Genomic DNA, 18,765 nt, shown 5'->3' with positions numbered 1-18,765 from the left:
CGGGGGCTGCGCCCCGTACCCTCACCCCAACCCCTCTCCCGGCGGGAGAGGGGCTCGGTCCCTTCCTTCACGCCTCGGAAGAAGGTGCCCCGAAGCGGCGGGGGCGGCGCTAGCGCTTCGAATCCGGCAAGGTGCTAATCGCAAGCCGCCAGGACGGCGTGCCGTGGCCGAGGTGTTTGGCAAGGCCGGCACAAGCAGGATCGTAAGCCGCCGCAAGCACCAGCAGCGGTATCGCGTCCTCGGTCGCGTACGGTGCACCGATCACGTGGCCGGCTTCGCCGTTGTCCGAGCGCGCCTTGTCGAACGGCACCTGGCTGCCGACGAATTCCGCGTGGCTGCGATCGCCGCGCAGATACGGCAGCAGCCAGTCGACGCTGCGCGCCAGCGATGCGCCGTTCGGTGCGCGCCAGTGGTACAGATCCTCACCGCGTTCGGAGAACAGCAGTGCCAGCGTCACCAGCGGACGCAGGTCGTAGACGTGGTAGGACAGCGCATCGCGCTCGACGAAGTCGATGCTGCGGCCGTCGGGCAACAGGTTGTCTGCGATCTGCTGACGAAAGCCGGTGCGGGCGTAGTCCAGCAAGCGCTGATCGTCGAGCGCGGCGCCAATCATGCCCACGGTCTTCAGCCGATGGCTGTGCCAGTTGTTGGTGGCGGTCTTGCGCTTGAGATCGCGCGAGCCGATTTCGGCATCGGCGATCTTTCGCATCCATGCATCGATGGCGCGGCGTTGCGCGTCCGGCAACGTCGGGCGGACGATGCGGTAGGCGAAGATCGCCGGTTCCAACCCGGTCTCGTCGATCGGATTGCCGTTGGGCACATTGCGCGCGGCCCATTGCGCGAGCTGGTCGCCGGCGGCCAGCGCGTCGGCGTGCTCGCCGTCCAGGGCGTAGCGCAGCGCCAGCGCCTGGATGCGCGGCATGTCGCCCAGGCTGGTTTCGGTCGCCGCCTTCACTGGATCGCCGCGCAGGCGGCCGCCGGTGCTCAGCGTCTCGAGCGGATGTGCCCCCTGCGCGCGTGCCGCATCGGCCAGTCGGGCCTGCGTCGCCTCGATCTCGCGCCAGGCTGCATCGGTTGAAGCCGACGCGTGCAACTGTTGCCATTGCTCCGCGGTCGGCCACAGCCGCTGCACCGCGGCGGCAGGCGTGCTGTGGGTCAGCAGGAGTCCGGCGAGCACCACGCCGAGACCGGCGTGCGATGAGCGAAGCATGGCGATCTCCGGAAGCGCTGGCGAGGGTGTCGGGCGACTGTAGGCGCGATGCGGTGAACGCCGGATGGCCCGAGTCCGGGAGCACGGTCGCCCGCATGCGCTCGCCGATGCGCGGATGGCGACGGGTCGTATCGGCGCCAGGGCGGCGTCACGCGCGCGCGGCTGGCAATGCCTGACAACGCGCTAACCTCCCATCTTCCGCCGGCGAGGGCGCTTCGCGCTGCGTACCCTCACCCCAACCCCTCTCCCGACGAGAGAGGGGCTTTGGCGTTCCCTTCTCCTCTCGGGACCACGGCCTGCTTTTCGGGGGAAAAGTTCCGAAGGGGACGAGCGGCCGAGCGATGTCGTGCCCAACCGGCCGCAACCACGCTCCGACTGCCCTATCGCGCCCGATCCAGCAGCCACAGTTCGACGCGTTCGTTGCGCGCCTTGGCTATGGCGTCTTCGCCGCCGATCAGCGGATGCAGTGCGCCGAGACCGCGGACCCGTTCCACGGCGACACCGCGTTGCACCAGGTACGCGGCGACGACGTCGGCGCGGTCGTTGCTGGCGATGGTCGGGTACAGCCGGTTGGCGCTGTCCGGTGTGGCGAAGCCGATCACCGCCAGGGCGCGGCCGTGCATCGCCGGCTGTTGCATGAAGGCGACCAATCGGTCGAGATCCTGGGCGCTGCGCGCTTCGTACATGCCATTGAGCGACTGCAGGCTGAAACGCAGCGTGGTGGTCAGGCGCCGGGCGCCGGTGCTGGCCTGCGCGTAGCTAGCGTCCGCGCGGGCAGCGGTGGTGCCGCTCTGCGGCGTGGCCGGATCGACGTCGATCGCCATGGAAATCGGGCCAAGCCGGCGCACCAGCTGTTGCGCCTGCGGACCGAGGGCGTACAGGGCCAGGCTGCGGCCGAGCGCCGACATCATCTGGCCGCCGTACAGGCTATAGCGCTGGACCAAGGGATAGTCCTCGCCGCGCACGGCTGCTGCCGTCGGGAGCACCGCGATACCGCCGTCGGCGATGGCCAGCGCACGTGTGCCGGCCGGCACCGGCGTGGTCAACCCGACGATCGCCAGTGCGTCGGAATGGCCGACGACGGCGCGTGCCGCCTCGGCCAGGTCGGCATGCAGGACGTTCCCCGGCATGCGCACCGCCGGCAGCGCCAGGCGTTCGCGCAGGAAGTCGTCGAGACCGCCGGGGATGGCACTGCGGTGCAGCGCGATCGGCAGGTCCGCGCCGCCGAGTTGCGACCAGCGCGTGGTCCGGTCGCTCAGGATGTCGCGCAGCTGCGCGACGCTCAGCGTGGCGATGGGGTTGTCGGCGGCGACCAGCACCCGCGCGCCGTCCAGGGCCACGACGAACTGTTGGTCCGGCGAGCCCAGGTCGCCGAGCTGCCAGGCGGCCTCGCGTTCGCGCGCATCGGGCTGACGCGCCAGCATCGCCAGCTCGGCGTCGCCATGCACCAGGTCGGCGATGCCGGCGGCCGAGCCGGTGCCGGCGATCTCGACCACCAGCGGCGCATCGTCGCGCACTGCGGCGATCTCCAGCGTCGTCGCATCGACGCGACGACGTTGCAGTTGCCGGTAGCCCATGCTCTGCAGCCAGGCTTCCACCAGCGCCGGCATCAGCCGCGCGCCGAGGCTGTTGGAGCCGTGTACGCGCAAGCGCTCGGCCGGTTGCGCGGACGCGGACGGCAGCGCGCACAGCGCTGCTGCGCCGAGCAGCAGCAAGCGCAGGGTGAAACGCAACATGGGATCCCCCCTGGGATCTGGACAGGCGCGGCAGTGTTGGCGATCGGCGTGACATCGCAGTGACTGTGCGCATGGTCACGCACGACAACGCGGCGTCGCGGCGTGTCCTGTCAGCGGTCCGCGCGCGACGCGATCGCGCGCGTCGAAAACCTCAGGCCGATCCGAGCCGGCGTGCGGCGGCCTGCGCCCAGCGCGCGGCGATCGCCGGCGAGGTGATGCACACGGCGCTGTCGGTGACCGTGGTGACCGCGCGTTCCAGCAGTTGGATGTCGGCCTCGTGCTGGCGCGCGACGTGCGGATCCTCGAAGAAGATCGCGCGGTGGCAGCGCCGTTCCAGCACGCGATCGGCGATCTGCGCGTCGCCGCCCATCGGGCCGCTCTGATAGCGCTGCACCCACGCCTGGCCCTGCGGCCAGCCGCGGCTCCAGGCCAGTTCGTTGAGCCGCTGCCCGGTGGTGCCGGTGGCCACGCGCTCGGCGAAGCGCGACAGCAGATCGAAATGTTCGCTGGCGAAGGCCAGCATCTGCGGTTTCATCGCATCGTGCGCGATCAGCGCCAGGGTCTGCCGCTGCAGCGCGTAGAGATCGTCGGCGCCGGGATCCGGTGGCAACGCGGAGTGGATGCGCTCCATCTCCACCCAGTCGCGGGCGCTGGCCACGGTGGAAATGAACGGCTTGCCGTGGATCACGCACTGGCGCTTGAGCGCGATCGCCTCGGGGAAGATCGAGGACGGGTCGACCGGATCGATCAGGTAGATGGCGCCGTCGAGGGTCCGTTCGGCGCCTTCCAGTCCGACGACTTCGGCCACCAGCTTCATCAGTCCGCCCTCGCGGCCGAACGGGTAGCGCCTGAGGCCGGCATGGCCGGCCAGCAGACCGGCCCGGATGATCGCCTCGTGGGTTCGGCCGACCGCGTGCAGGCCGAGCTGCAGCTCGCGGATGCCCGCCTCGCTGGCGCGCAGCCAGCGGAACAGCGCGGCATCCTTGCCCTGGTGGTGCAGTCGGTTGGCGGCCAGGCCCAGGCGCATGCGTCGATCCCTGCGGAAGAGGTGCGACAGTCTGCGCCCGATCGCGGTGTCGACTCAATCGCCGCGCGATCGCCGGGCCGCTGCTGCGCATGCCGGCCCTGGCGCTGTCACTGCGTGACCTGCTGCGCGCGCACCGCCAGCACGTCCATCTGCGGCTTGTCGGCGCCGCTCTTGTCCGGCTGCAGGTTGAACGCATAGTCGCTGCGCCACCACGCGCCGCCGGCCCAGGCGGTCCAGCCCAGCCAGACGTCGCCGTTGTCGTGGACGTAGCCGAGCATGGTGTCGAGCGCGGCCAGGCATGTGGGATCGCTGCTGCCGCCGAACTCGCCGAGGAAGCCGCGATAGCCATTGGCGCGCAGCCATTGGGTGAACCCTTGCAGGCGTTCCGCACCGATGCTGGTGCTGACGCAGGCGGCGCTGGTGCCGGAGGAGTCAGGATCCAGGTACTGATGCACTTCGAACGCCAGGTTGCCGGCCGGGTCGTGGACCGTCAGCAATCCCTGCGCGTTGGACACGCCGTACCAGGTGCTGTTCCAGCTGTGCGCGCCGCTGAAGGCGGTGCCGGGCACCAGGATCAGGTTGTCGGCGCCGGTGCTGCGGATCGCATCGATCGACGCCTGCGCGATGGCCGCCCAATCGCCGGAGGCGAGGCCGTTGGGTTCGTTCATCAGCCCGAATGCCACACTGGCATCGTTGCCGAACACCAGCGCCAGGCGCCGCCACAGATCGGCCAGCGCCGCCGCCGGCACCGCGTCGCCGCCGATGCGCACGCCGTCGTACTTGGCGTAGTTGTGCACGTCGAGGATCAGTTGCAGGTTGTAGCGCCTGGCGCGTTCGACCGCGGTGCGCAGCGCGTCGAGTTGCGCGGTGTCGAGCGGGCCGTTGGCCTGCGGCTGCAGTCGCTCCCACAGGAACGGCAGGCGCACGATGTTCATGCCCTGCGCCGCGGTGTACGCGTAGTCTGCGTCGGTGGGATACACATAGTCCTTGAACAGCACGCCGGGCTTCTTCGCCGAGTTGAACTCGGCGCCGGCCAGGTTGATGCCGGCATAGCGCAGCGTCTGCTGGGCGTTTGCGAACGGCGCGCAGGCGGCCAGGAGCAGGCATAGCGCGGCGCGCTGCCGCCATTGCGGGGAGCGGAAAAAACGGGAATAGCGTGGCATGACGGATCCTTCGTGGGGAAAGAGCGGCAGGCGACGCCACGATGCGGCGTGCGCGGCCGTGCACCACGCTGCAACCGTCATGCCAGAGCGATCGAGGTCATCGGAAATATGCGACGCAATGCACGTCGCACGCCATGCGGGCACCTCGAATCACCTGCTTGCGTACAACCCGGCGGATGCACGTTGCTCTGTAGCAGAGGCTTAAACCCGCAACGGCGCGTGCCAGGCAAAAGTCCGCTGCCGCTGAGCCGGTGAAAGGGCACGAGCCGTCCCTCGCAGACATGTCCCGACGTGACTTGGAGATGCCTAGTTGTCGGCGTGCGCCACGGCGTTGTCACGCATGCGCCGCGCTCAGCGCGTGATGCGCTGTGCCCAGGGCGCGAGGATCGCCATCTGCGGACGGTCGTGGCCGTCGGCGTCGGGTTGCACGTTGAACGGATAGTCGGCGCGCCACCAGGCGCCGCCGGCCCAATAGCTCCAGCCCAGCCACAGCGTCGGGTGCTGCGCGATGTCGGCCAGCATGCCGTCCAGCGCGCTGCGGCAGACCGCATTGTCGGCGGCAGCGAATTCGCCGAGAAAGCCGAGATGGCCGGTCTGCTGCAGCCAGTCGGTGAAGGCGCGCAGGCGTTGGACGCCGATGTCGTCGCTGACGCAGACCGGGCTGGTGCCGCTGGAATCGGCGTCCAGGTACTGGTGCACTTCGATCGCCACGCGCTGCAGCGGGTCGTGCAGCGTGGCCAGCGCGCTGGCGTTCGAGGTGCCGTCCACCGGCGTGTACCAGCTATGCGCGCCGGTCCACAGCGCGCCCGGCACCAGGACCAGGTTGCTGGCGCCGGTGGCGCGGATCGCATCGACCGCGGCCTGCGCGGCGGTGGCCCACGCGGCCGGGGTGATGCCGTGCGGCTCGTTCATCAGCCCGAAGACCACCGCATTGTCGCTGCCGTAGGCGCGTGCCAGACGCTGCCACAGGTCGACGAAGGCGGCGACCGGCAGGCCGCTGCTGCCGATGAGGCGGCCGTCGTGGCGCGCGTAGTTGTGGATGTCCACGATCACGTACATGCCCTGCGCCTTGGCCTGCTGCACGGCGTCGTCGATCAGCGCCAGTTGTGCGGCGTCGAGCGGGCCGCGCGGTTGCGGCTGCAGGCGTTCCCAGCGCACCGGCAGGCGCAGCAGGTTCATGCCCTTGCCGGCGAAGTAGGTGTAGTCGCTGCTGCGCGGATAGGTGTAGTCGACTCCGACGATGCCGGGAATCTTCGACGGCGCGATCTCGGCACCGGACAGGTTGACGCCGGCGAAGCGCAGCGCCTCCCGCGCCTGCAGCGACGACAGCGGAACGGATAGGCACAGCAGCAGCGCGGCACGCCAGGCGTGCCGCGACCGCCGCCGCAAGGTGCGCGCGATCATGGTGAGTCTCCTTCGGCATCAGAGGGGGAACCCGGCCGAGGAGATGCCAGGCCGGGCTGATGACTACGGTGTGCGGACACCGTAGTGCATTGCCGAGGACGAGGCGATGCGCTGCGTGCGCGCATGCATGGATCTGTGCGGCGATTGGCAGCGCGAACCGGTACTGGATCGCGCTGCATGTGCTATGCCAGGCGTGCGCGTCGCACACGTTGCATGGCGTGTTGCCGCGTTGCCGACAGGCGGCGCCGGCAGCGACGGCTCACTTCTTGCCGGTGATCTCGCGCGCGTACTTGGACAGGATCTCCATCTGCGGCTTCTCGCTGCCGTCCTTGCCGGGCTGCACGTTGAACGGATAGTCGGGCTTCCACCACGCACCTGCGGCCCACCAGGTCCAACCGAGAATCACGTCGTCGTTCTTCTGCATGTAGCTGAGCATGTTCTCCAGCGCCTGATTGCAGGTGGGCGTATTCGCGGTGGCGAACTCGCCGATGAAGCCGACCTTCTTGTTCTCGCGCAACCAGCTGACGAAGCCGGCCAGCTTCTCGGCGCCGGCGGTGGCGCTGACGCACTCGCCCTTGGTGCCGCTGTTGTCGCGGTCCAGGTACTGGTGCGCTTCGAACGCCATGCGGTTGCGCGGATCCTTCAGCGGCTGCAGGGCAACCGCGTTGGGCGTGCCGTAGGCGGTGCTGCGCCAGCTGTGCGCGCCGGTGTAGGCGGTGCCCGGCACCAGGATCAGGTTGTTGGCGCCGGCCTTGCGGATGGCGTCGATCGCCGCCTGCGCCGCACTGGCCCAGTCGGTCGAGGACACCGCGTTGGGCTCGTTCATCAGCCCGAAGATGACGTGGTCGTCGCCCTTGAACTCCTTGGCCAGGCGCCGCCACAGGTCGGCGAACACCTCGTCGGGGGCGCCCTCGCTGCCGACCAGCGCGCCGTTGTACTTGGCGTAGTTGTGCGGGTCCAGGATCAGGTACAGGTGGTTGGCCTTGGCCTGCTCCACCGCCTTCTTCAACAGCGCCAGTTGCGCCGGGTCGAACTCGCCCTTGGCGGTGGGCTGCAGGCGCTCCCACAGGAACGGCAGGCGGATGGTGTTCATGCCCTTGCTGGCGAAGTAGCTGTAGTCGCCGGCGGTCGGGTAGGTGTAGTCCTTGTACAGCACACCGGGCTTCTTGCCGGAGTTGAACTCGGCGCCGGACAGGTTGACGCCGGCGTACTTGAGCACGCTGCGGCCTTCGGCGGCGGCGTTGCAGGCGACGGTGGCGAGCAGCAGTGCCAGCGGCAGGGAACGCCAGCGCGGGGAACACGACGAGGAAAGCGACATGGGGGAGCTTCCTGGAGTGAGGGGAGGCGCCGTCCGCGTCGGGGGAGCGCGGAGCGGCAGGCGCAAGCGTGCAAGGATCGCCCCCGTGATCGCCAGCCTGCACGCACCCGTGTTAGCCCGGCATTCACCTGGCGCGGACACGCTGCGCGCGGACGTCGGCGGCGTCACATCAGGTGCGTGGTGCAGCCGGCAGCAGCGGCGTGATCGAGATCGCGGCCATGCGTCCATCGCCGGGGCGCCAGGTTGGGCACGCGACGAAGGACGAGCGGTGGAGAAGGTGTTCGCTAGAGGCCGGCGACGCTACCTGCGCCGCGGCGGTGGTGGCGTTGAAGGCGATCGCTGTCGGCGGCGGCGGTGCCGAGGCGGTAGCGTTCGACGAGGTCCATGCCGAGGCCAGCGCAGGCGCTGGCGACGTTGCTGGAGGCCGGCCGCTCCAGGCGTCCTCGCCTCTCGGCGAATGCAGGGCGCAGCGATTCGGCGATGCGGTCGAAGGCCACATCGCCCAGTCGAGCAAGTATTGCCGCCGCCGTCGCCGCCGAACTGACCGAACGCTGCTGGAGCCTCGCAGCGTCGCTCAGGCCGCAGCCTGGGTCGTCACCGGCAGGCGGTTGCCGATCCATTCGGCGATGCTGGCTGCCGCGTCGCGGCCTTCGGCCACCGCAGTCACCACCAGGTCGGCGCCGCGCACGGCGTCGCCGCCAGCGAACAGTTTCGGGTTGGTGGTCTGGTACGGCAGGCGGCCGCTGCCGTCGGGCTCGCTGCCGCCGGCGAGGATGCGGCCGTTGGCGGTACCTTCCACGCCTTGCGCCGCCAGCCACTCCGGCACGCTCGGCGAGAAGCCGAAGGCGATGATGACCACGTCCGCGTCCAGCAGCGATTCGCTGCCTTCCACCGGCACCGCGGCCTGGCGCCCGCGCGCATCCGGCTCGCCCAGACGGGTCTGCACCACGCGTACGCCGGCCAGGTTGCCGGCGGCATCGGCTTCCACCGCCAGCGGCTGGCGGTTGAACAGGAAGCGCACGCCTTCCTCGCGCGCATTGGCCACCTCGCGCGCCGAGCCGGGCATGTTGGCCTCGTCGCGGCGGTAGGCGCAGGTGACCTTGGCCGCGCCCAGGCGGATCGCGCTGCGCACGCAGTCCATGCCGGTGTCGCCGCCGCCCAGCACGACCACGCGCTTGCCGCTCAGGTCGGGCAGCGCGATCTTGTCTTCCCAGCCGGCGATCGGCCGGCCCCAGGGGTCGTTGCCGCCGACGATGCGGCTGTTCTGCACCAGGAACGGCAGCGCCGGCAGCACGCCGGGCAGGTCCTGGCCGGGCAGGCCGCCGTCGGTGTAGCGGTAGGCGCCGGTGCCCAGGAACACCGCGTCGTACTCCTCCAGCAACTGCTCCAGGCTCACGTCGCGGCCGATCTCCACGCCCAGGCGGAACTGCACGCCCATGCCTTCGAGCACTTCGCGGCGCTTGCCGATCACGCTCTTGTCCAGCTTGAAGCTGGGGATGCCGAACTGCAGCAGCCCGCCGATCTGCTCGTAGCGGTCGTACACCACCGCCTGGATGCCGGCGCGTGCGAGGCGGTCGGCGCAGCTGAGCCCGGCCGGGCCGGCGCCGACCACCGCCACGCGCTTGCCGGTGGGTTCGACCTGGCTCAGGTCCGGGCGCCAACCGTTGTTGAGCGCGGTATCGACGATGTACTTCTCCACCGCGCCGATGGTGACCGCGCCGAATTCCTCCAGCGTGCAGCTGCCTTCGCACAGGCGGTCCTGCGGGCACACCCGGCCGCACACCTCCGGCAGCGGATTGGTGCTGTGGCACAGCGCCGCGGCCTCTTCGATACGGTTTTCCTGCACCAGCTGCAGCCACTGCGGGATGGCGTTGTGCACCGGGCACTTCCAGCTGCAGTACGGGTTGCCGCAATCCAGGCAGCGCCCGGCCTGGTACTGCGCGTCGGCCTTGTCGAACTTGCCGTACAGCTCGTTCCAGTCGCCGGAGGTGCGCAGTTCCACCGGAATGCGTTGCGGCATCTGCCGGGGCAGGTCGAGGAACTGGAAGGCGTGTTTGCGGCTCATGGTGTGGGGAACCGGGAATGGGGAATGGGGAATGGCAAAAGCGAATCTGCGCGCGCGATCGGAAACTGGGGGAGCCGGGCTTTTACCATTCCCGATTCTCCATTCCCGATTCCCGGCGCGCCGCCATCAGGCGGCGCGCCTCAGCGACTCGGTCAACGACTCGATGCTCGCCGCCTTCGGTTTGACCAGCCAGAACTTGCCGACGTAGTCGCGGAACTCGTCGAGGATCTGCTGCGCCCAGATGCTGCCGGTCAGTTCGCGGTGGCGGCTGATCAGCTTGTGCAGGTGCTGGCGGTGGCTCTCGAAGCCTTCGGCGGAGATGCGGTGGATGTCGATCAGTTCGTGGTTGTAGCGGTCGACGAAGTCGCGGTCCACGTCGAGCACGTAGGCCAGGCCGCCGGTGAAGCCGGCACCGAAGTTCAGGCCGACCTTGCCCAGCACCAGCACGATGCCGTCGGTCATGTACTCGCAGCAGTGGTCGCCGGCGCCCTCGATCACCGCCAGCGCGCCGGAGTTGCGCACCGCGAAGCGCTCGCCGGCGCGGCCGGCCGCGTACAGTTCGCCACCGGTGGCGCCGTACAGGCAGGTGTTGCCGATGATCGCGGTGCTGCGTGCCTCGAAGCGCGCGCCGCGCGGCGGACGCACCACCAGGCGGCCGCCGGCCATGCCCTTGCCGACGTAGTCGTTGGCCTCGCCTTCCAGCTCCAGGTGCAGGCCGCCGGCGTTGAACGCGCCGAAGCTCTGCCCGGCCGAGCCACGGAAGCGCAGGGTCAGCGGCGCATCGTCCATGCCATGGTTGCCGTGGACGCGGGCGATGGCGCCGGACAGGCGCGCGCCGATCGAACGGTCGGTGTTGTGGATCAGGAAGCGATGGTCGCCGCCGCGCTTGTGCGCGATGGCGTCGGCGAGCAGGCCGTCCATCTGCGTGGCCAGGCTGTCCGGCGATTCGTACAGGCGCTGCGCGGCGCAGTGGCCGCCGTCATGACGCACGTCCTTGAGCAGCCGCGACAGGTCCACGCGCACGCCTTCGCGCGGCGAGATGTCCAGTTGCTGCAGCAGTTCGGTGCGGCCGACGATCTCGTCCAGCGAGCGCACGCCCAGGTACGACAGCCACTGCCGCACTTCCTCGGCCAGCAGCCGGAAGAAGTTCTCCACGCGCTCGGGCAGGCCGACGAAGTGGTTGGCGCGCAGGCGCTCGTCCTGGGTGGCCACGCCGGTGGCGCAGTTGTTGAGGTGGCAGATGCGCAGGTACTTGCAGCCGAGCACGATCATCGGCCCGGTGCCGAAGCCGAAGCTGTCCGCGCCCAGGATCGCCGCCTTGACCACGTCCAGGCCGGTCTTCAGGCCGCCGTCGGTCTGCAGGATGGTGCGCGCGCGCAAGTCGTTGGCGACCAGCGCCTGGTGCGACTCGGCCACGCCCAGTTCCCACGGCACGCCGGCGTAGCGGATCGAGCTGACCGGGCTGGCGCCGGTGCCGCCGTCGTGGCCGGACACGGTGATCAGGTCGGCGCCGGCCTTGACCACGCCGGCGGCGATGGTGCCCACGCCGGCATGGCTGACCAGCTTCACCGACACCAGCGCGCTCGGATTGACCTGCTTGAGGTCGTAGATCAGCTGCGCGAGGTCTTCGATCGAGTAGATGTCGTGGTGCGGCGGCGGCGAGATCAGGCCGATGCCCGGCTTGGCGTAGCGCAGCCGCGCGATCAGTTCGTTGACCTTATGCCCGGGCAGCTGGCCGCCTTCGCCGGGCTTGGCGCCCTGCGCGACCTTGATCTGCAGCACCTCGGCATTGACCAGGTATTCGGGGGTGACGCCGAAGCGCCCGGAGGCCACCTGCTTGATCTTGGACCGCTTCTCGGTGCCGTAGCGCGCCGGGTCTTCGCCGCCTTCGCCGGAATTGCTGCGCCCGCCGAGGCGGTTCATCGCGATCGCCAGCGCCTCGTGCGCCTCCGGCGACAGCGCGCCGAGGCTGATCGCGGCGGTGTCGAAGCGACGCAGCAGGTCCTCGGCCGGAGCGACCTCGTCCAGCGGGGTCGGCGTGGCCGCGCGCTTGAGTTGCAGCAGGTCGCGCAGGGCCGAGGCCGGGCGCCCGTGCACCGCGGCGGCGTAGGCGTCCCAGTCGGCCTGCAGGCCGCTGCGGGTGGCGCGCTGCAGGGTCAGCACCACGTCCGGGTTGTACATGTGGTACTCGCCGCCGTGCACGTACTTGAGCAGGCCGCCCACTTCCGGCTTGAGCAGGTCGTTCCAGGCGCGCGCGGCGAGCTGCCGCGCCTCGGTGTCCAGCCGCGCCAGGCCGACGCCGCCGATGCGCGCGGCGGTGTCCGGGAAGCACAGCGCCACCACGTCCGGATCCAGCCCGACGATCTCGAACAGCTGCGCGCCGCGGTAGCTGGCGATGGTGCAGATGCCCATCTTGGAGATGATCTTGGACAGGCCCTTGTAGATGCCCTTGCGGTACTTGCGGCCGATCTGGGTCTGCTCGCCGCCGCTCTTGAGCAGCAGGATGCCGCGCCGGCCCAGGTCGAACAGGGTCTGGTAGGCCAGGTACGGATACACCGCGGTGGCGCCGAAGCCGAGCAGGCAGGCCATGTGGTGCGGGTCGCGCGCGGTGCCGGTCTCGATGATCAGGTTGACGTCGCAGCGCAGGCCCACGCGCGAGAGGTGGTGGTGCACCGCGCCGGTGGCCAGCAGCGCATGCGCCATGGGCCGCTCCGGCACCGGGTAGCGGTCGGTCAGCAGCAGCATGACCTTGCCGTCGCGCGCGGCCTGTTCGGCCTCGGCGCAGATGCGCTTGAGGCCGGCCTCCAGGCCTTCCTCGACGCTGTAGGACAGGTCGATCTGCGCGTTGCGGGTCAGGTACTGCGGCATCTTCAGCAACTGCCGCAGCTTGCGCTGGCTGAGCACCGGCGAGTTGAGGATGACGTGGTTCACCGTCTCCGGGCCGGCATGGAAGATGTTGGTCTCCTTGCCGAGCTGGGTGGTCAGCGACATCACGCAGTCTTCCCGCAGCGGGTCGATCGGCGGGTTGGTGACCTGCGCGAAGGCCTGGCGGAAGTAGTCGTACAGCGGCCGGGTGTGGCGGCTGAGCACCGCCATCGGGGTGTCGTCGCCCATCGAGCCGGTGGCTTCCTGCTCGGTCTCGGCCAGCGGCCGCAGCACCTGCTCCACTTCCTCGGTGCTGAGCTGGAACAGCTTGTGGTAGCTGCGCAGGGTGCGCTCGTCGAACGGCTCCTCGACCAGCGAGGGGTCGATCAGTTCGGTCTGCAGGTAGGTCACACCCTGCTGCAGCCATTGCTTGTACGGGGCACGGCCGCGGTTGATGCGGTCGATGGCGTCCGAATCGAGCAGGTCGCCGCGCTTGAGGTCGATGGCCATCATCTCGCCGGGGCCGAGCTTGCCCTTGCGGGTGACGCGCTCGGCCGGCAGTTCCCACACGCCGGCTTCGGAGGCCACCAGGAAATGCCGGTCGGAGGTCAGCATCCAGCGCGCCGGGCGCAGGCCGTTGCGGTCGAGCATGCATGCGGCGTAGCGGCCGTCGCAGGCGACGATGCCGGCCGGGCCGTCCCACGGCTCGGTGTTGAGGCCGTAGAACTCGTAGAACGCGGCCAGGTCGGCGTCCTTGAACTCCAGCGACTGCGTGGCCGGCGGCACCAGGATGCGCAGCGCCTGCAGCAGGTCCATGCCGCCGGCGACCAGCAGCTCGAGCATGTTGTCCAGGCTCTGCGAATCGGAGCCATGCATCGAGATCACCGGGTCCAGCTCGGCGATGTCGAAACGCGGGGTCTTCCACACCTTGCTGCGCGCCTGCGCCCAGTGCCGGTTGCCCTCGATGGTGTTGATCTCGCCGTTGTGCGCGAGCAGGCGGAACGGGTGCGCCAGCGGCCAGCGCGGCAGCGTGTTGGTGGAGAAGCGCTGGTGGAACACGATGGCGCTGGAGGCCAGGTCGTTGCGCTGCAGGTCCGGGTAGAAGGTGCTGAGCTTGTCCGGCAGCACCATGCCCTTGTAGCTGATGCCGTTGGGCGAGAGCGTGGTGACGTAGAAATCGGCGACCTCGCGCAGGCGCTGCTCGGCGCGGCGGCGCGCCAGGAACAGGGCCAGGGCGAACGCGTCTTCACTCTGATCGGCGCCGGCGTCGACGAACACCTGCTCGATGCGCGGCAGGGTGTCCTTGGCCAGTTGCCCGCACACCGCATCGTCGGTGGGGGTGAGGCGCCAGCCGCATGGCTGCGCGCCGACCCGACGCAGTTCCTCTTCCAGCACCTGGCGACAGCGTGCGGCGGCGTCGGCATCGTCGCGCGGCAGGAACACGTTGCCGGCAGCGAAGCGCGCGCCGACCGCGATGCCGGCCTCGCGCGCCAGCGCGCGCAGGAACGGCTCGGGTTTGCGGATCAGCAGGCCGCAGCCGTCGCCGGTGAGGCCATCGGCGGCGACGCCGCCGCGGTGGGTCATGCGCGACAGGGCGGCGATGGCGGTATCCACCAGCGCCCGCGAAGGTTGGTCGTCGAGTTGCGCGACCATGCCGAAACCACAGGCATCGCGCTCGTCTTGGGGGTCGTAGAGCCCGTGGCGGTTGCGGGGGGCCATGTCTGCCTCTGAAAGCGATCCGAAGGAACGCGGCGACACTCGCCCCCGCTCTGTCCTGGAGCGCTTCTTGAGGTCACCGGAATCCCGACTAAAACATAGTTGGTGCGGTGCCGCAATACACCGTTACACCTGCAACTTCAGCGCTGGCGGCGGCGCTGTCGCCGCCGCCGCGCCGGGCGTCCTGGCGGCGCCCCCGGGCCTGTCCTTGTGCGTGCCCGGGACTGTGTCATTGCCCGTCATGGACAGACGTCCACTCCCTCGCGCTTCCTTGCCCGGGCACGCGCAAGGGCGGCGCGACCTGCCCGGGAATGGGGACGGGCCCTAGCCGCAGCGCACGCCGGTGATCTGGTTCTTCTCGTCGACCTCGATGTTGAGCCGTTCGCCGTTGAACTCCATGGTCACTGCCTGGTTCGGCTTGAGCACGCGCGCGGTCTTGGCGCCGGTGTCGCTGCGTGCCTGGTCCAGCAGCGTCGGCGCGAAGGTCTGCCCAACCAGGCCCTGCGCCTGCGAGGCATCGCAGGTGCCCACCGGAGGGGCGTCCGGTGCGTTGGCCGGGTCCGGCGCGGCGGCCTGCTGCGCGGCGGCCTGGGCCTTGGCGCTCACCTGTTCCTGCTCGTCCGGCGGCGGCGCGCCGCAGGCGGCCAGGGCCAGCGCCAGGCAGGCCGTGCCGAGCAGGCCGGCACGCGTGGACGCACGGGAGGAAAGGAGGTTGCTCATCGGGGCTCCTATGGCTGGAGGGAAGATGGGTGAAGCATAGAACGTGTGATGCGCTTTGCGTTGCCGTCGTCTCGCCGGGCGACGGCAGGCGCCGGCGCAGCGTGGGTTCCGGTGGCGACAGGATCGGATACCGCGCGTTCGCCAGGCGTTAACCGGCACGCCGACACACGTTGTGGGAATGGCTTGAGCCGCGACGCGTGATGTCCAAGGCGCGCCGACAGCGTTGGGCATCGGGACTGAAGTCCCTCCCGCACGAACTGCAGTACTTCCGCAGTGGTGGACCGACATGCGGCAGGCGGCAATCGCTCACGCGGCCTAGCCGCGGCACTGCCGACAATCGATGCTCGTGGAACCGGCGGCGCTGGCCGCGGTTCCGGCTTCCGGAGGTCCGATGTCCAACGCGTCCCGTTCCACCGCCGCGGCCGAGGCGGCGCGTGCCCGCCAGTCCCGCCAGGCCGCCAGCAGCGCCGGCCTGGTCTATGTCAGCGATCAGGAGCCGGGCATCGTCCGCCGCCGTGCCGGCAAGGGGTTCGGCTACCGTCTGCCAGACGGCAGCGCGGTGCGCGATGCGGCCACCCTGCAGCGCATCCGCCAGCTGGCGATCCCGCCGGCCTATACCGAGGTGTGGATCTGCACGCGCGACAACGGCCACCTGCAGGCCACCGGCCGCGACGCACGCCGGCGCAAGCAGTACCGCTACCACGCCGACTGGGCGCAGGTGCGCGGCGACGGCAAGTTCGAGCGCATCGTCGCCTTCGGCCAGGCCCTGCCGCGGCTGCGCCGGCGCCTGCGCCGCGACATGGCCCTGCCTGGCTACCCGCGCGACAAGGTGTTGGCGATGGTGGTGGCGTTGATGGCCGAGACCCTGGTGCGCGTGGGCAACGCCGAATACGCGCGCAGCAACCGCTCCTACGGCCTGACCACGCTGCGCAATCGCCACCTGGCATTCGTGAAGGGCGGCCGTGCGCGGCTGCAGTTCCGCGGCAAGGGCGGCCAGGAGCACGACATCGAGGTCGACGACGTGCACCTGGTCAAGCTGATCCGCGGCTGCCAGCAATTGCCGGGGCAGGCGCTGTTCCAGTACCGCGACGACGACGGCCAGCTGCAGCCGGTGGATTCGGGCGAGGTCAACGACTACCTGCGCGAGGCGATGGGCGAGAGCTTCACCGCCAAGGACTTCCGCACCTGGGGCGGCACCCGCGCCGCGCTGCAGCGCTTGGCCGCGCTGCCGCTGCCGGACACCGGCGGCGAGCGCGCGCTGGCGCAGGCGCAGAACGCGGTGATCCGCGAGGTGGCCGAGGCGCTGGGCAATACTCCGGCGGTGTGCCGCAAGGCCTATATCGACCCGTGCGTGTTCGACGGTTGGCGCTGCGGCCGCCTGCACGGCCTGTGCGAGGGCGTGCGCGGCGAGCGGCAGTGGGACCTGATCACGCTGAAGTACCTGGGCCGGGCACGCACCGCGGCACGCAAGGCGGCCAAGGCCGCTGGCCGCAGCGCGGCCAAGGCGCCGTCGCTGCGCAAGGGCGCGCGTGCTGCGCGCAAGGGTGCTGCGGCGGGCGCGCAGGGCAGCGGTACCCGCGCCAAGCGCAAGACCGTAACTCCCGCACGCAAGCGCGCCTGAGCGCCGCGCCGCCGCGGATGCGGCGGCACGGTCCCGCGGTGCGGATCAGCCGCAATACACGGTGGTGATGTTGTTGGTCGGGCCGACTTCGACGGTCAGGCGGTCGCCGCCGGTTTCGCGGGCGCCGCGGTTGGCGCTGTCCACGCCGCTGGAGGTGGCGCCGTTGTCGCTGACACTGCTCCTCACCACCTGCACCTTGAGACTGTCGCTGTCGACGCGGGCGCGTTCGACGGTCATGCGCGAGGCGGCCAGGCCGACGGCGCCGCGCACCTTGTCGATATGGCACTGTCCGGAGATGATGCCGTCGATCGGCTGCACCTGCGCCACCTGGGTGGTGCTGCAGGCGCCGAGCAGCAGCACGGCGGCGAACGGGGCGAGGCGGGCAAGCGGGTGGCGGATCATGGGGCGTCTCCTTCGATCGATGGCGCGAGCCTGTCGCGGCGCATGTTTGCGCCGCATGAAGAGATCGCGCCGGCGGTTTCACCGGTCGTGGCCGCCGGCGGGGCCAGACTCGGGATTCCCCCAGCAACCGGAGCCGATCATGGCCACCTGCGATGTCTGCGGAAACGACTACGACCAGGCCTTCACCCTGACCCAGGGCGCGCGCAGCGGTACCTTCGATTCGTTCGAGTGCGCCATCCACGCCTTCGCCCCGCGCTGCAGCCACTGCGAGTGCCGCATCGTCGGCCACGGCGTGCAAGCCGGCGAGCGCATGTTCTGCTGCGCGCACTGCGCCCAGCACGCCGGCGTCAGCGGTCTCGCCGACCGCGCCTGAGCGACGCCCGTTCCTTCCCTTCGAGGAGGACTGCGCGATTGCGTCCTCCTCCCGCATCCGGAGTATTGCCGATGGCCTCCCGCAAGCGTCCTGCCGCCACCAAGTCCGCCCCTTCCAAGCGCAGTGGCGTCGTGGCGTCGTCCAGCGCCAAGACCGTGCAGCAGCAACGCGCGCTGCAGCGCGCGGTCGATGCCGGCGACGCCAAGCCCAAGCCCAAGCGCGCCAAGCCGGGCGACGCCGGCCAGGCCGGGCCGCGCAAGCAGCCGCAGCGCATGCCCAGGCAGCACCTGGCCAAGCCGGGCAACGAGCACGAGCTGGCGCTGCAGCCGCGCTTCGAGGCGCCGGAGTACGTGGGCAGCGGCAAGCTGCGCGGCATGAGCGCGATCGTGACCGGCGCCGATTCGGGCATCGGCCGCGCGGTAGCGGTGCTGTTCGCGCGCGAGGGCGCGGACGTGGCGGTGCTGTACCTGGACGAACACGAGGATGCGCAGGTCACCCGCCAGCATGTGGAGAACGAAGGCCGCCGCTGCATCACCATCGCCGGCGACGTGAAGGATCCGGCGTTCTGCGAGGACGCGGTGGCGCAGACCGTCAAAGCCTTCGGTGGGCTCGATGTGCTGGTCAACAACGCCGCGTTCCAGTTGCATTGCGATGCGCTGGAGGACCTGAGCGAGGAACATCTGCAGGAGACCTTGCAGACCAACATCGCCGGCTATTTCCACATGGCGCGCGCGGCGCTGCCGCATCTCAAGCGTGGTTCGGCGATCGTCAACAGCGGTTCGGAGACCGGGCTGTTCGGCAGCAAGTCGCTGTTGGACTATTCGGCGACCAAGGGCGCGATCCATGCCTTCACCATGGCGCTGGCCAGCCAGTTGCAGCCGCGCGGCATCCGCGTCAACGCGGTCGCGCCGGGGCCGGTATGGACGCCGCTCAATCCCGCCGACAAGCCTGCGGAGGACGTGGCCGAATTCGGCAAGCAGAACCCGATGGGACGCCCGGCGCAGCCGGAGGAGCTGTCGCCGGCGTATGTGTTCCTGGCCTCGCCGATCACCGCCAGCTACATCAATGGCGCGATCCTGCCGGTGATGGGTGGGCCGACGGGGTAGTGGGTGCGTGGGTTGGCGGGTGAGTTGGCTGGCGGTCGG

The 18,765-nt window shown here is 70.1% G+C and carries 14 protein-coding genes; 3 read left to right on the top strand and 11 right to left on the bottom strand.

Translation table 11 applies throughout. The features are described 5' to 3' along the window. Nucleotides 1-109 precede the first annotated feature (109 nt). From CEK69_RS14015 to CEK69_RS13970, 10 genes are all read right to left on the bottom strand, one after another. On the bottom strand, nucleotides 110-1,210 hold the full coding sequence (locus CEK69_RS14015) for an alginate lyase family protein (RefSeq protein WP_226975166.1): 1,101 nt from the start codon (nucleotides 1,208-1,210) through the stop codon (nucleotides 110-112). A gap of 380 nt (nucleotides 1,211-1,590) precedes the next feature. Beyond that, nucleotides 1,591-2,946: a substrate-binding domain-containing protein gene (locus tag CEK69_RS14010; protein ID WP_152246228.1), complete on the bottom strand. Its 1,356-nt coding sequence runs from the start codon at nucleotides 2,944-2,946 to the stop codon at nucleotides 1,591-1,593. Between the two features lie 151 nt (nucleotides 2,947-3,097). Then, on the bottom strand, nucleotides 3,098-3,973 hold the full coding sequence (locus CEK69_RS14005) for a methylglyoxal synthase (protein WP_152246226.1): 876 nt from the start codon (nucleotides 3,971-3,973) through the stop codon (nucleotides 3,098-3,100). A gap of 107 nt (nucleotides 3,974-4,080) precedes the next feature. Continuing rightward, complete coding sequence (locus CEK69_RS14000; RefSeq protein WP_152246224.1) at nucleotides 4,081-5,136, bottom strand: glycoside hydrolase family 5 protein; 1,056 nt, start codon at nucleotides 5,134-5,136, stop codon at nucleotides 4,081-4,083. Between the two features lie 351 nt (nucleotides 5,137-5,487). Next, a complete protein-coding gene (locus CEK69_RS13995) occupies nucleotides 5,488-6,540 on the bottom strand; it encodes a glycoside hydrolase family 5 protein (RefSeq protein ID WP_152246222.1) in 1,053 nt (350 codons plus the stop codon). Between the two features lie 259 nt (nucleotides 6,541-6,799). Then, nucleotides 6,800-7,858 (bottom strand): glycoside hydrolase family 5 protein, encoded by a 1,059-nt coding sequence (locus CEK69_RS13990; RefSeq protein WP_152246220.1) that lies wholly within the window; start codon nucleotides 7,856-7,858, stop codon nucleotides 6,800-6,802. A gap of 284 nt (nucleotides 7,859-8,142) precedes the next feature. Then, nucleotides 8,143-8,355 (bottom strand): hypothetical protein, encoded by a 213-nt coding sequence (locus CEK69_RS13985; protein WP_152246218.1) that lies wholly within the window; start codon nucleotides 8,353-8,355, stop codon nucleotides 8,143-8,145. Between the two features lie 77 nt (nucleotides 8,356-8,432). Then, nucleotides 8,433-9,923 (bottom strand): FAD-dependent oxidoreductase, encoded by a 1,491-nt coding sequence (locus CEK69_RS13980; RefSeq protein WP_152246216.1) that lies wholly within the window; start codon nucleotides 9,921-9,923, stop codon nucleotides 8,433-8,435. A 126-nt stretch (nucleotides 9,924-10,049) separates the two neighbouring features. After that, nucleotides 10,050-14,507, bottom strand: a complete 4,458-nt coding sequence (gltB, locus tag CEK69_RS13975) for a glutamate synthase large subunit (RefSeq protein ID WP_152246214.1) — start codon at nucleotides 14,505-14,507, stop codon at nucleotides 10,050-10,052. Between the two features lie 321 nt (nucleotides 14,508-14,828). Continuing rightward, nucleotides 14,829-15,224, bottom strand: a complete 396-nt coding sequence (locus tag CEK69_RS13970) for an I78 family peptidase inhibitor (protein WP_152246212.1) — start codon at nucleotides 15,222-15,224, stop codon at nucleotides 14,829-14,831. Nucleotides 15,225-15,615: 391 nt separating this feature from the next. Between CEK69_RS13970 and CEK69_RS13965 the strand changes: the two genes are divergently transcribed. Further along, nucleotides 15,616-16,845 carry a DNA topoisomerase IB gene (locus CEK69_RS13965; RefSeq protein ID WP_152239604.1) on the top strand — a complete coding sequence of 410 codons (1,230 nt, stop codon included), beginning with the start codon at nucleotides 15,616-15,618 and terminating at the stop codon, nucleotides 16,843-16,845. 45 nt (nucleotides 16,846-16,890) lie between these two features. On the opposite strand, the gene CEK69_RS13960 is transcribed toward CEK69_RS13965, so the two are convergent. Further along, entirely contained in the window at nucleotides 16,891-17,247 is a 357-nt protein-coding gene (locus CEK69_RS13960) for a hypothetical protein (protein WP_152246210.1), read from the bottom strand. Nucleotides 17,248-17,386: 139 nt separating this feature from the next. On the opposite strand from CEK69_RS13960, the gene CEK69_RS13955 reads away from it, so the two are divergent. Together CEK69_RS13955 and CEK69_RS13950 are read left to right on the top strand one after the other, a co-directional pair. Then, nucleotides 17,387-17,620, top strand: coding sequence for a hypothetical protein (locus CEK69_RS13955; protein WP_010342266.1), 234 nt, complete (start codon nucleotides 17,387-17,389; stop codon nucleotides 17,618-17,620). A 71-nt stretch (nucleotides 17,621-17,691) separates the two neighbouring features. Then, on the top strand, nucleotides 17,692-18,726 hold the full coding sequence (locus CEK69_RS13950) for an SDR family oxidoreductase (protein WP_152246208.1): 1,035 nt from the start codon (nucleotides 17,692-17,694) through the stop codon (nucleotides 18,724-18,726). Nucleotides 18,727-18,765 lie beyond the last annotated feature (39 nt).

Origin of the sequence: Xanthomonas sp. LMG 12462, from assembly GCF_009192885.1 — a bacterium.
Lineage (GTDB): Bacteria > Pseudomonadota > Gammaproteobacteria > Xanthomonadales > Xanthomonadaceae > Xanthomonas_A > Xanthomonas_A sontii.
Note: the sequence above shows the minus strand (reverse complement) of the source record. Positions and strands in the feature narration are given on the sequence as shown.

What these genes read in the sequence shown, in the direction of transcription:
- CEK69_RS13965 (WP_152239604.1), top strand. Translation starts at nt 15,616, where the DNA reads ATGTCCAACGCGTCCCGTTCCACCGCCGCGGCCGAGGCGGCGCGTGCC.
- CEK69_RS14015 (WP_226975166.1), bottom strand. Translation starts at nt 1,210, where the DNA reads ATGCTTCGCTCATCGCACGCCGGTCTCGGCGTGGTGCTCGCCGGACTC.
- gltB (WP_152246214.1), bottom strand. Translation starts at nt 14,507, where the DNA reads ATGGCCCCCCGCAACCGCCACGGGCTCTACGACCCCCAAGACGAGCGC.
- CEK69_RS13955 (WP_010342266.1), top strand. Translation starts at nt 17,387, where the DNA reads ATGGCCACCTGCGATGTCTGCGGAAACGACTACGACCAGGCCTTCACC.
- CEK69_RS13995 (WP_152246222.1), bottom strand. Translation starts at nt 6,540, where the DNA reads ATGATCGCGCGCACCTTGCGGCGGCGGTCGCGGCACGCCTGGCGTGCC.
- CEK69_RS13990 (WP_152246220.1), bottom strand. Translation starts at nt 7,858, where the DNA reads ATGTCGCTTTCCTCGTCGTGTTCCCCGCGCTGGCGTTCCCTGCCGCTG.
- CEK69_RS13970 (WP_152246212.1), bottom strand. Translation starts at nt 15,224, where the DNA reads ATGAGCAACCTCCTTTCCTCCCGTGCGTCCACGCGTGCCGGCCTGCTC.
- CEK69_RS14000 (WP_152246224.1), bottom strand. Translation starts at nt 5,136, where the DNA reads ATGCCACGCTATTCCCGTTTTTTCCGCTCCCCGCAATGGCGGCAGCGC.
- CEK69_RS13980 (WP_152246216.1), bottom strand. Translation starts at nt 9,923, where the DNA reads ATGAGCCGCAAACACGCCTTCCAGTTCCTCGACCTGCCCCGGCAGATG.
- CEK69_RS14010 (WP_152246228.1), bottom strand. Translation starts at nt 2,946, where the DNA reads ATGTTGCGTTTCACCCTGCGCTTGCTGCTGCTCGGCGCAGCAGCGCTG.
- CEK69_RS13960 (WP_152246210.1), bottom strand. Translation starts at nt 17,247, where the DNA reads ATGATCCGCCACCCGCTTGCCCGCCTCGCCCCGTTCGCCGCCGTGCTG.
- CEK69_RS13950 (WP_152246208.1), top strand. Translation starts at nt 17,692, where the DNA reads ATGGCCTCCCGCAAGCGTCCTGCCGCCACCAAGTCCGCCCCTTCCAAG.
- CEK69_RS14005 (WP_152246226.1), bottom strand. Translation starts at nt 3,973, where the DNA reads ATGCGCCTGGGCCTGGCCGCCAACCGACTGCACCACCAGGGCAAGGAT.